At 62.3% G+C, this 13895-nt stretch carries 23 protein-coding genes; 14 read left to right on the top strand and 9 right to left on the bottom strand.

Going from position 1 to position 13895, the window contains the following annotated elements:
• Positions 1-234: 234 nt before the first annotated feature.
• A complete protein-coding gene (locus EOA38_RS12410; protein WP_126094644.1) occupies positions 235-645 on the top strand; it encodes a hypothetical protein in 411 nt (136 codons plus the stop codon).
• A 49-nt stretch (positions 646-694) separates the two neighbouring features.
• Here the strand turns inward: EOA38_RS12410 and EOA38_RS12405 are convergent, their stop codons facing one another.
• The gene (locus EOA38_RS12405; protein ID WP_245464715.1) at positions 695-1036 is read right to left on the bottom strand and encodes an exopolysaccharide production repressor protein; all 342 of its coding nucleotides are present in this window, start codon (positions 1034-1036) and stop codon (positions 695-697) included.
• 189 nt (positions 1037-1225) lie between these two features.
• Here EOA38_RS12405 and EOA38_RS12400 point away from each other — a divergent pair, with 189 nt between their 5' ends.
• Both EOA38_RS12400 and EOA38_RS12395 read left to right on the top strand, forming a co-directional pair.
• Positions 1226-1459, top strand: coding sequence for a hypothetical protein (locus EOA38_RS12400; protein WP_126094643.1), 234 nt, complete (start codon positions 1226-1228; stop codon positions 1457-1459).
• A 118-nt stretch (positions 1460-1577) separates the two neighbouring features.
• A complete protein-coding gene (locus EOA38_RS12395; protein ID WP_126094642.1) occupies positions 1578-1850 on the top strand; it encodes a hypothetical protein in 273 nt (90 codons plus the stop codon).
• Between the two features lie 552 nt (positions 1851-2402).
• Here the strand turns inward: EOA38_RS12395 and EOA38_RS39125 are convergent.
• Positions 2403-2783 (bottom strand): hypothetical protein, encoded by a 381-nt coding sequence (locus tag EOA38_RS39125; RefSeq protein ID WP_189350140.1) that lies wholly within the window; start codon positions 2781-2783, stop codon positions 2403-2405.
• Between the two features lie 250 nt (positions 2784-3033).
• Positions 3034-3840 carry a DUF1236 domain-containing protein gene (locus tag EOA38_RS12385; protein ID WP_126094641.1) on the bottom strand — a complete coding sequence of 269 codons (807 nt, stop codon included), beginning with the start codon at positions 3838-3840 and terminating at the stop codon, positions 3034-3036.
• Positions 3841-4085: 245 nt separating this feature from the next.
• Between EOA38_RS12385 and EOA38_RS12380 the strand changes: the two genes are divergently transcribed.
• Both EOA38_RS12380 and EOA38_RS12375 read left to right on the top strand, forming a co-directional pair.
• Entirely contained in the window at positions 4086-4385 is a 300-nt protein-coding gene (locus tag EOA38_RS12380) for a DUF1236 domain-containing protein (RefSeq protein ID WP_126094640.1), read from the top strand.
• A 220-nt stretch (positions 4386-4605) separates the two neighbouring features.
• Complete coding sequence (locus EOA38_RS12375; RefSeq protein WP_126094639.1) at positions 4606-4827, top strand: hypothetical protein; 222 nt, start codon at positions 4606-4608, stop codon at positions 4825-4827.
• Positions 4828-5538: 711 nt separating this feature from the next.
• Here the strand turns inward: EOA38_RS12375 and EOA38_RS12365 are convergent.
• Positions 5539-5895: a DUF982 domain-containing protein gene (locus tag EOA38_RS12365; protein WP_126094637.1), complete on the bottom strand. Its 357-nt coding sequence runs from the start codon at positions 5893-5895 to the stop codon at positions 5539-5541.
• 241 nt (positions 5896-6136) lie between these two features.
• Between EOA38_RS12365 and EOA38_RS12360 the strand changes: the two genes are divergently transcribed.
• The 5 genes from EOA38_RS12360 (at position 6137) to EOA38_RS12340 (ending at position 8445) form a co-directional block, all read left to right on the top strand.
• Entirely contained in the window at positions 6137-6436 is a 300-nt protein-coding gene (locus EOA38_RS12360; protein ID WP_126094636.1) for a DUF1236 domain-containing protein, read from the top strand.
• A 76-nt stretch (positions 6437-6512) separates the two neighbouring features.
• A complete protein-coding gene (locus tag EOA38_RS12355) occupies positions 6513-6722 on the top strand; it encodes a hypothetical protein (RefSeq protein WP_126094635.1) in 210 nt (69 codons plus the stop codon).
• 109 nt (positions 6723-6831) lie between these two features.
• Entirely contained in the window at positions 6832-7071 is a 240-nt protein-coding gene (locus EOA38_RS12350) for a DUF2934 domain-containing protein (protein ID WP_126094634.1), read from the top strand.
• A 341-nt stretch (positions 7072-7412) separates the two neighbouring features.
• Positions 7413-7928 (top strand): porin, encoded by a 516-nt coding sequence (locus EOA38_RS12345; RefSeq protein WP_126094633.1) that lies wholly within the window; start codon positions 7413-7415, stop codon positions 7926-7928.
• Positions 7929-7944: 16 nt separating this feature from the next.
• Positions 7945-8445 carry a porin gene (locus tag EOA38_RS12340; protein ID WP_126094632.1) on the top strand — a complete coding sequence of 167 codons (501 nt, stop codon included), beginning with the start codon at positions 7945-7947 and terminating at the stop codon, positions 8443-8445.
• 55 nt (positions 8446-8500) lie between these two features.
• On the opposite strand, the gene EOA38_RS12335 is transcribed toward EOA38_RS12340, so the two are convergent.
• The 3 genes from EOA38_RS12335 to EOA38_RS12325 form a co-directional block, all read right to left on the bottom strand.
• Positions 8501-8710, bottom strand: coding sequence for a hypothetical protein (locus EOA38_RS12335; RefSeq protein ID WP_126094631.1), 210 nt, complete (start codon positions 8708-8710; stop codon positions 8501-8503).
• Between the two features lie 244 nt (positions 8711-8954).
• Entirely contained in the window at positions 8955-9299 is a 345-nt protein-coding gene (locus tag EOA38_RS12330) for a hypothetical protein (RefSeq protein WP_126094630.1), read from the bottom strand.
• A 100-nt stretch (positions 9300-9399) separates the two neighbouring features.
• The gene (locus EOA38_RS12325) at positions 9400-10488 is read right to left on the bottom strand and encodes a GSU2403 family nucleotidyltransferase fold protein (protein WP_126094629.1); all 1089 of its coding nucleotides are present in this window, start codon (positions 10486-10488) and stop codon (positions 9400-9402) included.
• 281 nt (positions 10489-10769) lie between these two features.
• Here EOA38_RS12325 and EOA38_RS12320 point away from each other — a divergent pair, with 281 nt between their 5' ends.
• The gene (locus tag EOA38_RS12320) at positions 10770-11246 is read left to right on the top strand and encodes a plastocyanin/azurin family copper-binding protein (protein WP_245464714.1); all 477 of its coding nucleotides are present in this window, start codon (positions 10770-10772) and stop codon (positions 11244-11246) included.
• 240 nt (positions 11247-11486) lie between these two features.
• On the opposite strand, the gene EOA38_RS12315 is transcribed toward EOA38_RS12320, so the two are convergent.
• Both EOA38_RS12315 and EOA38_RS12310 read right to left on the bottom strand, forming a co-directional pair.
• Entirely contained in the window at positions 11487-11693 is a 207-nt protein-coding gene (locus EOA38_RS12315) for a hypothetical protein (protein ID WP_189434628.1), read from the bottom strand.
• Positions 11694-11877: 184 nt separating this feature from the next.
• Positions 11878-12510 carry a S24 family peptidase gene (locus tag EOA38_RS12310; RefSeq protein ID WP_126094628.1) on the bottom strand — a complete coding sequence of 211 codons (633 nt, stop codon included), beginning with the start codon at positions 12508-12510 and terminating at the stop codon, positions 11878-11880.
• A gap of 80 nt (positions 12511-12590) precedes the next feature.
• On the opposite strand from EOA38_RS12310, the gene EOA38_RS12305 reads away from it, so the two are divergent.
• From EOA38_RS12305 to EOA38_RS40315, 3 genes are all read left to right on the top strand, one after another.
• Positions 12591-12893, top strand: a complete 303-nt coding sequence (locus EOA38_RS12305; RefSeq protein ID WP_245464712.1) for a hypothetical protein — start codon at positions 12591-12593, stop codon at positions 12891-12893.
• On the top strand, positions 12890-13360 hold the full coding sequence (locus EOA38_RS39120; protein WP_189350138.1) for a hypothetical protein: 471 nt from the start codon (positions 12890-12892) through the stop codon (positions 13358-13360). The genes EOA38_RS12305 and EOA38_RS39120 overlap by 4 nt, the downstream gene beginning before the upstream one ends.
• A gap of 110 nt (positions 13361-13470) precedes the next feature.
• Positions 13471-13895, top strand: a 425-nt coding sequence (locus EOA38_RS40315; protein ID WP_281060096.1) for a GcrA family cell cycle regulator, incomplete at its 3' end; no start/stop codon positions are given.

Here is a 13895-nt window from a genome sequence, read left to right as displayed (position 1 = left end):
ACCATGCCCGGCGGCATTTTGTTTTGGCGGGCGCACGCCGGGCATGGTCGCGTGCCTTCGCGCCCCTCTGTTCCGCCAGCGCCTGAAACATTAGCGAGCTTGCTGGCTCCGCCCGGCACCGCCCGCGATCCACACCAAAATCCACAGCCGCTCCCTGCGCGTCGTGGCTAATATGCTTTGCAGCGTGTAGATTTAGCGGGTGAGGGTTTTTCAGGGCATTGGGAGGACAACAAAATGCCACGGGTTTCGGAACTTTTCTTCAAGACGGCCATCGTGTTTCTCATCCTCGGCATCGCCGCTGGGCTGCAGATGGCGATTTCGGGCGATCACGGCGCCTTCCCGGCGCATGCTCACATCAACCTTCTCGGATGGGTCACCAGCGCGATCTTCGGCGGCTACTATGCGCTCAATCCGGCCAAGGCCGAGCGCCGGATCGCCATGATCCACTACGGCCTCTATACGGTGGGCATCGTGATTATGCTGCCGGCGCTCTACTGGATGCTGGCGGGGGGCCATCCGGAGATCGAGCCGGTCGTGGCGATCGGCTCGCTGATCGTCGCTGCCGCCGTGCTTGTCTTTGCCTTCATTGTGTTCTCGGCTTCGCAGGCCGCCGTGCGCTCGGTCACAGCCGTCACCGCACGCTGACGTCGCGCCGGCAAGCGCGTCGCCTGAATCCGCTTTTGGGCGACGCGCTTTACGGCAGCAGGCTGGGGAACAGCCGTGAGATCAGCGTGTGGATAATGCCGTCCCGCTCGAACGGGCCGGGCAGCTTGGCGGGGCTGGCGTCTTGCTTCGTCTCGTGCGTCGAGCGGGCTTGGGTGAATACGAGCCACAGCACCGCCACGAAGTAGCCTGCCTGCAGCACCACGGCTGCCAGGAATGTCCAGCCGAGCGACGCCCAAGCCGATCCCGTGGCTGCATAGGTCCAACCGAGGATCACCAGGAGTGTTGCCGTCATTCCCACAAGAAACTGCGGAAAATACATTTGCCCAACCGAGCGCCGCGACCGCATGCGATCCTCGGCGACCTCGCCCATTGCTCTACCCATCCCGACCCTTGCACCTTTTCCGGGGTGACCGCAAGGCTGAACAATGCCTCAAACGAACCCCCGCGGCTAGGCCTTTCGGCCGATGCCCTGAGGGCATGTGGTCCGGGACTTCTGCTTTCAGGAACCAAGCCAGAGCCAATCCGTTCCCGATCGGCACATTGATCATGTTGGGTCAAGATGCCGAAATTCTACTTCGATACTCAGGAGGGGGACGACGTCCTGATTGACAGGGAGGGCCTCGATCTTCCCGACCTCGAGGCGGTCAAAGACGAGGTCGCTCTTGCCTTGGCTGATTTTGCGAGAGGCGTTCTGCCGGGCGCCCGCCGGCAGTTGACGATCAAGGTCCGGGACGCCCAGTCACGCCGCGTGCTCTCCACCGCGGTGATTTTCGATGTGAAGCCTCCCCCGTAATAATCGAGTCCCTGGGTCCGCTGCCGGCCACCGGCGGGGCCGCTGCAAGCTGTGGATTAACCAGAGCTCGCGGGGATGCTTGATGGCTCCCTCCACGCGTTGGCCGTAGACTATGGAAATGGGACCTGCAAACTTCGCCCAGGAACTGCTCTCGGCCGCCGATCGAACCGGCGAGATGTCTGGCTCTGATCTGAAGGCGCTGCTTCGCCGGGCCGCGCTCGTTCTCAGAAATGCGGGCGATCTGGGCATGGAAGCAGATATCGAGGAAGCCCTGGATGGGGCCGCGGCCGAGATGCGGGTTTCCAAAGCGCAGTTGCTGCAATCGATTGCCATGCAATGGCTGATCGCCAACTCGCATATTCCGTTATATAAAATGGACGACTGGGGCTAGGATTTCGGCCGGCCAATCCGGAAGTCAAACCGTTGGCGTGTTCTCCCGTCTGGCCCGATAGTCTCCTTCCCAGGGCAACGCCTCGAAATCCGGCTTGAATCCTCCTGCGCGATAGGCATTTTCGGTAATGTAAGTGCCCCTGGTTCCTTCCAGGACACAAGCGAACGGCGGGTCTCCTGGACATCGGTAGAGGCCGACAGCTTTCATCAAAACACCCATGCCGTTGCTGCTTGCTTTGCCGGTCCCGAGGCTTGCATGGGCATTTGCGACCGTCGCCATTCATTTTGATGACGGCGCCGGCAGGTCAAGTGCGGGGTTGAGCGGAATTCCGAGCCTCGGCTGCCGGTATCGGCACGCACCTCGGCGCAGATCTCACACCGGTCTTTCAGCACCAGTCACGCTCCTCGCCGTGACGAATGTCAGCAGAGCTCGTGAGACTGAAGTCCGGCGCGGCAAGGTATTGGTCCGGGCGCTGAAACATAACGCTCGCTGCCTCATTCGAATAGAGCTGGCGAGAGCGTTCCTTCATCGCCGGCGGAGCAGAGATGTCCGTCAGCCCAGGGTTTGGCGGGCATCTTGCAAGCCATGGGGAAGCTGGTGCCCATACCTGTCGAACTTAACAATGTTGATCTCAAATTCGAGTGTCCGCGCTGCAAGCACCCGATTGTCAGGAAAGGCTCGTGGTTCAAGGTGATCGCCAACTTCAGATGCCAGAACTGCAGCGAGAATGTTCGTCTCGGCTACCCTGACAAACTCGCCATATTCGAAAGACACAAGCGTCTGGCTCAACGGCTCTAACCAAAGTCGGGACTGCCCAATTCGATCGTGCCGCGGAGACGTCTGATCGTCCGAAAAGTCACGCCGCCGTGCCGAGCGGCGGAATTGCAACGGCAATTGGACAAGCCGCGCCGCATTCATGCGTTCGAGTACCATGAGTTGCACATCTGCCCCGACGGATGCACACTGCCGATGCCTGGCATTCAACTGTCGGACACGGCCCGGCCTGCGAAGTCCTGTGTCACCACGATAAGCAGGCTGGGCTGTCCGGGTTCCCGCTCCCCTAAATATGGCTTGCTTGCTCTTTCGCAGGCAGCGCAGCTTCGACGGCCATGAGACGCGCGCGAAAGAGGCCCGCTTTGCCTGAGGGCAACGCGGGCCTATTTCGTCGAGATTCTGATGCGGATCAGGTCAGGATCAGCACGATCGTATAGGTGTTCGGGTCGACGATGACGATGCGTCCGTCGGCCAGTACGAAGTACTCATAGTCCTCATAGGCCGGGACGATCTTGACGATGCGGGCCGGCAGTCGATGCAGGCGGATCTTGTGCCGGGGAACCTCGATGCCGACCGAGATGTCGAAGCTGACATCGCGGACCGGCTGGATATTGGTCTCGTGGATGATCTGCGTGATCTGCGTCTTCTGCTCGACCGTCACGTTGGTGATCGAGGCCGTCTTGTTCTGGTCGGTCTGAACGTTGGCATTGCCCTGAGCATTCTGCTCGGTGGTGGTGCCGGTCTTGGTCTGGGCATTCTGCTCAGTGGTCTTTGTCTTGGTCTTGCCCTGGGCCTGTTCGTTCGTCTTCGAGCCCTTCGGGCAGTTGGCCATGCCGGTCTGGCACTTGGCCGTACCCTGAGCCTGCTCCTCGGTCTTGGTGCCAGCCTGACCCTGGGCCTGCTCGTCGGTCTTCATCTTGGTCTTGCCCTGAGCCTGCTGCTCGGTGCTGGTGCCGGCCTGACCTTGAGCCTGCTCATCGGTCTTCATCTTGGCCTTGCCCTGAACCTGCTCTTCGGTGTTGGCGCCGTTCTGCCCCTGGGCTTTCTGCTCGGCCCGCGGCTTCATCTTGCCCTGAGCCTTGCCACCCTTCTGGCAGTCGGCCTGGCCGGCGACGCAGTTGTTGTCGCTGCTCGGCTGCGCGGATTCGGTCTGCGCCATCGCGGCACCGCAACCGACGCCGAGCGCGATCATGCTCGTGATCAGAAGACGTTTCATCTGATTTTCTCCTCGGAAAGTCGGTCCCTTCGCTTGGGTAACCCGGGCTGAAAAGCATTGTTCCGAAACGTTTCGCGAGGCTGCGGTGACATTTTGTGAGAGCGCCGGCGGCAATTTTGCAGGAACAAGGCTTGTTTGCAGGAACAAGGCTTGGCCATCGGCGTTGGGCCGAGTGCCTACCGGCTGTGGAAAATCGCAGGCGCAGCGTGGGAGGCGATGCAACCACGAATGCAAAGGAAAAGACCATGAAAATGCACCTCACAGTCGCCGCCGCGGGCCTCCTGCTGCTCGCCGGCGCAGGCGCCGCGGCCGCTCAGGACGTCATCATCCAGCCCGAGCAGCAGACGGTGATCCGCGAATATGTGCACAAGCAGCCGCTGGCCTCGGTGGAGGTTCCTGGTGTCGAGCTCAGTATCGGCAGCACGCTTCCCGATACGGTCGAACTGCACGAAGTGCCGAACGTCAAATACCGCTACGTCGTCGTCGACAACCAGACGATCGTCGTCGATCCCGACACCCGCAAGATCGTCGAGGTGATCCAGTAAGAAAGGTGCCAGGCAGCGCTGGGGATGGCCCCGCCCTCCGCGGGTGGCGGGCCATAACCCAGTATTATTTTGTTACCAAACGCTAACGGAACCTTCCGCCCGGGCGGGCGTTGCCGCCTCTGGGTTCGCGTTGCCTCATAAGCAACATAAGCCGTTGGCAGGATGCGGATTCGGGCGGCGGCGCAACAGGCAAGGGCTGGGGCGAGGAGGACTGACCAACATGTCGAAACGAGAAATCGGAACATCCCGGTCGCTCGGGATGCGTGTCGCCGATCTGAAAGCCAGGATGCGGGACGCCAGGATCACCGAACATGAGATGAAGACCTTCCAGAAGGTCGCTGCCATCATGGGGAGCGGCGAGGGCTCCCTACGCATCGATGCGGACGACCTGATCGCCGCATCCTTCCTCACCGAACCACTGGGCGAGTCGTCGCCGAACTGACAGCTGCCCTTCCCGCCATTCGATGTCGACCGGCTGCCGGCCTGGATTGGACGGCAGTGAACGGCGTTGCGCGCTGAAGCGCAATGGCCGCTCTGATCATGTGAGGTCGTTCACAGTTTTGGCGCTGGACGTTGTGCAATCGTTGTTGGCGAAGGTGTGACCGCCTCCTGGGGAGAATAGGATGACCCTATCCAGAGACCTGAGCGACAAAGATCTGACTTTTCAATGTCCGAGTTGCTCCCTGACCATCGTCAAAAAGGGATCCTGGGTCAGGACGGTCTCCAGGTTCAGATGCGAGAAATGCCTCGAGGAGGTGAGGCTTCCCTATGGCGAGAAGCTTGCGATCTTTCATCGCCATAAACACCTTGGCCGCTGAGGAACCTCGCGGCGCTAGAGCAATTCCAGGAAAAATGCGTAGCGGTTTTCCGCCCGGAATTGCGTCAAAACAAAGAGATAGATCGGTTCGCCGTTTCTGTGAAACGGTGGAACGCTCTAGTGTTTCGATGGATGACAGCCATGTGGCCGACGCTGGGGCTCAAGCGGCGATCGCCGCCGTAAGCAGGGGAAAAGCTTCAATCGGGGTTTTGTTGCAGATTTGCTAATATTAGGGTTGGCGGCAGCCGGCTTGCCAGGCCGGTCAGGCCCGGCGGTCGACCGCATCACCCCCAACAGACTGTCGGGCCGCTTTGCAGGGGCGCCGCTTGTTCCTCGTCAGGGCGACCGCGCAGCCGTTTTTTGCCGGGCTTGGCTCTCGAGCCTGGCCCTGCGCCTGATCTTGGCTTCGCGCAGCGCCGTCACCGGATCGATGCCGGTCCACATGATGCCGGCCTTCTCCGCGAATGAGAGGAAGGCCCGCCGCGCCTTTTCGAGTTTGATCTCCCCGGCCCGCGCCGCATCGCAAGCCCGAACCGCCGCGCAATAGCTGTCGCCGCGCATCGCCGCGGGCCATTCCTTGAGGAAATTCTGCATCGCGGCCAGCGAGGCGATCTCGCGCTTGAAGCCGGCGCCGACGGTGATGGCCACCGGGGCTCGAAGCGGCATATCGCTTCTGACGAGAATTTCACTCATGGGCGGGACTTTCGGCTTGTCAAATCATCCAATGCAAACAATGCGAAATCGGCGCGACGGTTCCCGTCCGCCCTGCACGGCGGTTCACCGTCGACCGCGGCGGGGTAACATCAATTGGCCGGCGCTGACGGAACAAGAGCTTTCCGCGGACGTTGGCCCTCGGAGCTCCTATGTTCGACCTGCCAGGTTTCCGCGATCGCGGAGGCGGGGCGGAGCTCGCCAACACAACAGGAGACCTATGATGAAAACCCCCCTCATTCCTGCTGTTGCCGGCCTTGCTCTGATCGCCGGCATAGGCTTTGCCGCTGCGGACGAGGTGATCATCACCCCCGAGCAGCAGACCGTTGTGAAAGAATACGTCCACAAGCACCCGATCGCCTCGGTCAATGTTCTGGGACTGGAGCTTGGCGTCGGCTCGACCGTGCCGGACACGGTCGAATTACAGGAGGTGCCGGACGTTCAGTACAGGTATACTATCGTCAACGATCATATGGTTCTGGTTGACCCGAGCACGCGCAGGGTCGTCCAGGTCATCCAGTAACCTTACATGCTTACGAGCCCCGATCCTCCCGCCATGCCGGCGGGGGGATGCCGGCTCCTAGAAAGGAGTCGCAGCCATGCATCACCCTCACGTCGAATCACCTGACATCGCCAAGAACGTCGACAAGCTTCTGGCTGAGCATTGCACCGGCCTGCTGTCGATGAAGGATGCGATCGCGGCTTTGCGCAAGCGCACCGGGACTGAGCGCTCTGATGCCGATTTGGCCGGATTGATTACAAAAAAGGCAGCGTATCTCGGCGTCGCCGTCGTCTCCGACGAGCACTGAAGAAAATCGCCGCCAAAGTTCAGGCGCGAATGCGTCGAGCGCAAGACGCCACCGGAAAATTCGGCTAATGTTTCCGTCGGGGAACGGCCCCTACCAAATGGAGGCGACAGTGACGGACGACAGGCAGGAACGCATTCGCCGACGGGCGCATGAGATCTGGGAACAGGCCGGCCGGCCGGAAGGCGCGCATATGGAGCACTGGGAGCAGGCGGCCGCCGAGATCGACGGCGCCGCGAAGCCGAAAGCCAAGGCCGCGCCGAAGAAGGCCGCCGCTGCCAAGGCCGCCAAGCCAAAGGCGGCGAAGGCTGAAAAGCCAGCCAAGGCCGCCAAACCGAAAGCCAAGGCCTGATTTCCAGCGGCTGCGCCGCCGGCCATCCCGACAACCGTCGAAAAGGACGCGGCAAGCCCGCGCCCGAAGTTTTAGGCACGCGTGAAAGCGCTCTCGCGTTTCCAGCGATAGAGTTAGTCATCTCTAAAATTAGCTACGCTTAATAAATGAGCTTCGCGCGATCGCGATTTGCAGAATAGATCGAGAAATCCACTGTGACCCAGCTGCAACAGCTGCGTTCTCAGTCGAAATGCTCCCAGTAAAAGTCAGGTATTGGCTCAAAGCCCCCGTTGACGCCGCGCGCGCCCTGATGGTGCTTTTCGGGCAAGGGCTTTTCTCAATCCAACTTCGGGGGTCAGGGTATGCGGGGCATCAACCGTCTTATTTCGTTTGCGTTTCTGGCCGCTGCCAGCGGCTTTTCGGCTTCCGCGCAGGCGGCGCCGGTGGAGTACGTCAAGGTGTGCTCGCTTTATGGCGCGCAATACTATTACAGCCCCGGCACCGACACTTGCATCAACGCCAATACCGGCGAAACGAAGCGGAGGGTTGATGACGGCGAGGGCGGGTTCACCACCGTCACCGGCAAGACCGCGCTGGCGAGTAAGGTCGACGACATTGACGGCCGGGTTCAGCGCGCCTTCGAAGGCGCCTCGGTCGCCTCGGCGCTGATCAGCCCGGATCTGATGCAGGGCGAGCATTTCGGCGTTCGCGTCAACTGGGGCAATGCCGGCCAGTCCAACGCCATGGGCGTCACCGGCGCGGCCGTGCTGGGCGAGGGCTTCTTCCCCGGCGGCAAGGGCCGGCTGGCGGGTGCCGCGGGCGTCGCCTTCTCCGGCAAGACCGTTGGCGGCAATGCCGGCCTGCAACTCACCTGGTAAGAGCCGGGGGGGCATCATGTTCAGATATCTTCTTGCGCCGGCCATCCTCGGCGCGGCAACGCTGCTGGCGGCGCCATCCGAGGCCGCGGTCGAGTATGTCAGGGTCTGCTCCGCCTATGGCCCCAACTACTACTACAGCCCGGGCACCGACACCTGCATCAACGCCGACACCGGCGTGACCAACCGGAAGGTCGATGACGGCGAGGGTGGGTTCACCACCGTCACCGGCAAGACGGCGCTGGCAAGCCAGGTCGACGACATCGACAACCGCGTCACCCGCGCCTTCGAGAACGCCTCGATCTCGGCCGCCCTTGCCGCGCCCGATCTCGTCCAGGGCGAGCATTTCGGCCTGCGCGTCAACTGGGGCAATGCCGGCGACGCCGACGCCTTCGGCATCGCCGGCGCCGCGGTGCTGAGCGAAGGCTTCGCCCATGGCGGCCGGCTGACCGGCACGCTCGGCATCGCCTTCTCCGGCAACATCGTCGGCGGCAATGCGGGGCTGCAGTTTAGCTGGTAGGCGAGGCTCCCCTTTCTCCCTTCTCACCGCACAAGGGAAGAAGGAGGCCGAACCGTTAGCGCGCTCCTTGCTTCCTGGCGTATTGCGCAACCGCGCAGAGGAAGGCCAGCGCCGCGGTATCGCAGGCCGCCCGCGACGGCGACGGGCCCTTGGCGAAAAGGACCGCGTCCGCCACCGGGATCGTCAGGCCATGCTTTCTGGCAAATGAGGTGACTTCGTAAGGCTGATCGTCAGGCTGTATGCCGATGTCGATTTGCAGGTCCATCAAACGAGTTCCTCCCTGTGCGACTATGCCTCTCCTTCGCCCGAAGGGAATTAAACTACCGGCTCGTTGTCTGCGTCCACCAATTGGCAATTGTGTGAAACGATGCATTTTTCGAGGGGTATAACCTGGGGTTGCCGAGGCATGATTGTTCTCGCGTTGCGGGAGATGTTCGGCAGGACAGAGGGGGCGCTGTCCCGCCCGCGTTCGGTCTTGCTTTCCCTATGGCGCAGAAGAGATAGCCGCCTCACCAGGCATCGCTCGACCTCGCAAATTGCACGCCCGCGGCAATCATCGCGCACTCGCAGTCGCTGATCAGCTTCAGATTCCTCAAATACCGCGCCACCGTTTCCGGCAGCCAGGCGGCACAGGACTCGACATAGGCGCGGCCGTGCACCAGCGTGCCGGTCGACAGACGCTCCTCCTTTTCGGCGATCACCTTGAGATATTGGCGGATGAAGCGGATGTCGTCGGCGATGTCCTGGCTGGCCATGCGCCAGGCATTGGCCAGACGCTCGCGCTCTTTGAGCGGCAATGGTGACAGCAGTGGACGGGAGAGGTCGGCGAAGGCGGCGTGGTTCGCGGTGTTCAAGCAAGTTCCCCTCAAACAAGGGAGATATCGTACTTTATGTACGAAATATGGTCAAGCAGGATTCGTACAATTTGAACGATGCTGCGATCTTCCGAAAAGCCTAAGCGAGCCGCATTGGAAAGCCTTCGAGCTGCGCGCCGATGCCGTTGAGCGCCCGCCCCAGGATAAGATCGACCATGTCATGCCTGTCCGGATGGAGCAGGCTCAGTCCCTTCCGAAGCGCCTCGCGCCAGGCATCTCCGCGCTCCCATGCTTCCGCGAAAGCGAATGCAAGGTCGTCCTGCCGGCGTGTCGTGTCCAGCGCCTCCACCAGCAGGCTGGCCTGGGCGAGATCCTTCTCTCGCTTGGCGGCGGCGCTTCGTTCCCGGCGCGCCGCTATGATCAGCTTGTGGACGGCAAAGCGCTCGGGCGAGGGGACAAGCACCGGCACGCCTGAGCGGTGGAGCAGCACCGTCCTGACCGGATCGCGGATGAGAAAATCGAGGAAGCGCAAGGGCTGCGCGGAAGCACCGCCCAGCGAAGGCATCAGACTGGCGTGGTCGGCATGGTCGTCGCTGCCCCGGTTCGGGGTGAGGAATTCGATCCGGTAGCGGGAAGCGTTCTCATACTGCGTCGTGCGCCCGGCATCGCTGCGGTGCGGGATCTCGCGGAATGTCGAATCGACCGCCTTCAGCACATCGATGACCGGCGGCAGGCTGTCGTCGACCTCGGTCGAGACGGAATGGAATTTTGCGAAGTCGGCATCGCCCGTCTGCAGCGCGGCGCCGGGCAGCCGCACCCCCAGATGCCCGGCATAGGTCTGAAAGGCGACCGTGCCGATGAGCACAGCGCGCAGGCGGAAGAGTCCGGCCTTTTCCAGCGCCTCGACCACGTTGCCGGTGAAAGGGTCAGGCGCCGTCAGGCCGGCGTCACGAACAAGGGTGGAGACCAGCTTGCGGCGGCTTCTGAGATCGTTCTTGATCTCCTTGAAGGTCGCCACCCGCTTGGCGATCTCGGGGTCTTCCGCCGGGCCGACATAACGCCTGGACTTCTGCGGCCGCGTCTCCTCGAAATACCAGTAGTCGCGGCCCTTCACCGGCACGCGCACAAAATTGCCCGCCGTCGAGAAGTCGGTCTCGAAGGAAGCATCCAGGCTGCGCTGCACCAGCTCGGCATAGAGCGTGCGATAGGCGAGATCGATGGTCTTCATGGCCGTTCCTGGGGCGTACGCTTCATTATAAGGGTTCTGCAGTTTTCTTATAACTGCACGCCATTAGGCCGAGTCGCAAGGGAATTATAAGAAAATTGTGAAAATCTTATAACGCGGTTATCCCGCTTGCGCAGAAGGGGCTCTGGCCCAATTTACTTGCCGCTCCCCGCCATGCCGTCAGCTTGCTGTCAGCTTTGTTCCCCTACACAGCGCCCGCGACCGACTGTGATTCCCTAGCAATCCGCCGTCTGAGGTCGCCAGATGGCGGCTAGGAGCACCCTATGCGTTTTTTGAGAATTGGACTGGCCTTGACCATGCTGGCCGTTGCGGCGCCGGCATTCGCCGACTCCACGGTCAACGTCAAATTGTGGGACAAGAACGGCGAGATGAATCCTGATGCCAAAATGGGCATAGGCATGCCGGCGAACATAAGCATGGCCATGATGAAAATCCAGCTCGACAAGAAGGTCGTGCCGGCAGGCAAGGTGACCTTCGATGTCACCAACGCCTCGAAGGGCACCGTCCACGAGATGATCGTCGTGCCGGTGGCCGACCCCAAGAAGACAACGCTGCCATATGTTTCGAACGAGAACCGTGTCGACGAGGACGCGGCCGGCCATCTCGGCGAGGTTTCAGAGCTCGATCCGGGCAAGAGTGGCTCGCTGACGCTCGATCTCAAGCCGGGTTTCTACGCGGTCTTCTGCAACATCCCCGATCATTTCATGAACGGCATGTGGGCGACCATCAAGGTCCAGTAAGGCCTCGTACACCTACCGGACATCTCCCCACTTGGGGGAGATTGGCAGCTTCGGCGCAAGCGCCCTTTCTGCAACGTTGGCGATTGGCGAAAGCAGCGGTGACAGCCAATTTCCCCCTTGAGGGGGGAGATGTCCGGTCCACCCTCCGCAGCTGCTGCGGAGGACGGGCGGGACAGAGGGTGCGCGAAGGAAACGCGGCGTTTCGCCGGGACTTTGCCGGGCGCTTCACGAGCACAGCGCCTAGTTCTTCGCGAGCTCGTAGAGCAGGGCGGTTTTGATATGTCGCCCGGGCTCGCCATCGAGTGACAGAGCGGCGGTGTAGAGGTTCGCGAAGGCCGGGCAGAGACCCTCGAAATTCTGGTTGGCGCTTGCGATTGCATCCATCTCGGCCGGCGTGCCAGCATTCCTGGTGAAGGCGTCGGCCACCAGCGACCAGTCCTCATCCACGGGCCAGCAGCAGCAACAGCGGCAGGCGCCATTTTCGCACCAGCCGTATCAACTGGCTTTCGCCCGCGCCCTCCAGGTCCGTCATTTCGCTGGCTCTCCCCCGAAAACCATCGACCTTGGCCGACTATCTGCATGCAAGCAGAAATTGCCGTGTCGAGAAGTAACGTTCGGCTTTTCGAAACGCTCACATGTCGATCATCGACCGCTTCACCCGCCCGATGATCGTGATCGCGCCCTCCAGCTCCGGCGGCGGGATATCGAGATAGGACGCTGGCTGGAACGGCGGATTATCGTTCGGCCGCCAGCGCTTGTAAGTGGCCCGTCCCGTCTCGTCGGCGATCACGTAGCAGCCATTGGTCACCAGCCGCTTGTCGCGCAGATTGACGAAGATGATCGAATCCGGCGGCGAGATCTTGTTCATCGATGGCCCGTCGACGCGCAGCGCGATCCACTCGCCTTCCTCGAGGTCGGCGGTGGGAATGGTCGGATAATCGGAAAGGTTGACCACGCTGTCCTGACTGCCGAGCTCGCCGGCGCTGATCCAGGACACGATCGGCACGTCGACGGTGACGGGCGAGGGGGCAAAGCCGACGGGTGCGGCTTCGGCGCCGTCCGCATTGAACAAGAGCCAGCCGGGATCGACGCCGAACAGCCGGCCGTATTTCTCCGCCGCCTTGCGCGACAGCGGCCGGTTGCCGTTCTCGTGGCTGATCAGGGTGTTCTTGTTGATGTCGCGAAGCGCCCGCGCCGCATCGCTGGGCGTGGCATAGCCGGCCTGGGCGCGCGCCTGCTGCAATCTGTGCCGGGAATCCATCATCGTACAAAATGCCTGAAAATTATCGTCCATTGTGTACGATTTCGCTTGCGCGTCATTCGTACATAACGTACGCTTAGCGCATGAATGAGCATCCCGCAAGCATTTCCGCATTACCAACGAGCATCCCGGCGCTGCCCACGAGCATTTCGGGGCCGCCCACGAGTGTCTCGGGGCTTATCGACCGCTGGCAGAGCATCGGCGCTTTCGCCGTCGATGTCGGCTGCGGCTACGAGGCCGCTCGCCAGATGCGCCGCCGCGGGCGCATCGCGCCGCAGCACTGGCCGCATGTGGTGGCGGCGAGCCGCAGGCTGGGCATTGCCGGCGTCAGCTACGAATGGCTGGCCGGCTGCGCCGCGGCTGCGATGCAAGGGGAGGCGGCATGAACGCGCGTCCCTCGACTCATGAATTCCATTCGTCCGGGCTGTCCTCCTCCCCGGTCCGGACGCATCCCGGGGCGTTTGCCTCGGATCCGGTCGAGCCGCCCGCACCCCGGTTCACCGGAACGGCCGGAGCCGCTCCTCCCCCGGCTCCGGCCGCCAATTCCGGCGGCACAAGCTGCATCCGCACCGAGGACGGCACCGTCATCCTGTTTGATCGCGCGACGGGCCGGGCGGTGTCGGGCCTGACGCGGGCCGCCGCCGAGGCGGCACTTCTTCGACTGCTTGGTGCGGCGCCAGAGCAATTCCAGGAAAAGTGCGAAGCGGTTTTCCGTCCGGAATTGCGTCGGAACAACGAGGCGCAATTCCAGGAAAAGTGCGAAGCGGTTTTCCGTCCGGAATTGCGTCAAAACAACGAGATGGAGCGCTTAGCCGTTTCCACAAAACGGCGAAGCGCACCAGGCGTCGCCTGACCTCCAACCCTTTCGCTGACCTGACATCGGCCTCGCGGCCGAACCCTGGCGCTTGGCCCGAGCCGAGCCCTTCGCAAGCCCAAGCCCTAGCAATCAACGGAATGAGAAAGATGGCAGCCGCCTACACCGAAAAGGAAATCGACGAGATCGCCGCCTGGCTGAGGGAGGGGCTTTCGGCCTCGCGCATCGCCGGCCGCTTCAGCGCCCTACGCGGCAGCCCGGTCTCGCGCAACGCCATCATCGGCATCGTCCACCGCAACGCCGGCCTCAGCGCCATCGGCTTCGCCAACCCGAAAGGCGGCCGCGCCGGCGGCCGGCCAAGGAAGCACGCGGCGCGGCCGGATCGTCCAGGCCGGCGGGGCAGGGTGGCGGCTGGAGGCGTGACGCTTTCCGAGCCGGCAGCGCTTTCGAGGCATGTCGAGTTGGTGGAGGAAGCCGGCGCCGCAACTGCCAATCTCCCCCCTTGTGGGGGAGATGGCCGGTCCACCCTCCGTAGCTGCAGCGCAGCTGCTGCGAAGGACGGGCAGGGCAGAGG

The sequence above is a fragment of the Mesorhizobium sp. M1E.F.Ca.ET.041.01.1.1 genome, assembly GCF_003997355.1.
Lineage (GTDB): Bacteria > Pseudomonadota > Alphaproteobacteria > Rhizobiales > Rhizobiaceae > Mesorhizobium.
The sequence above is the reverse complement of the archived record's forward strand: the minus strand, read 5'-3'. Positions and strand labels throughout refer to the sequence as shown.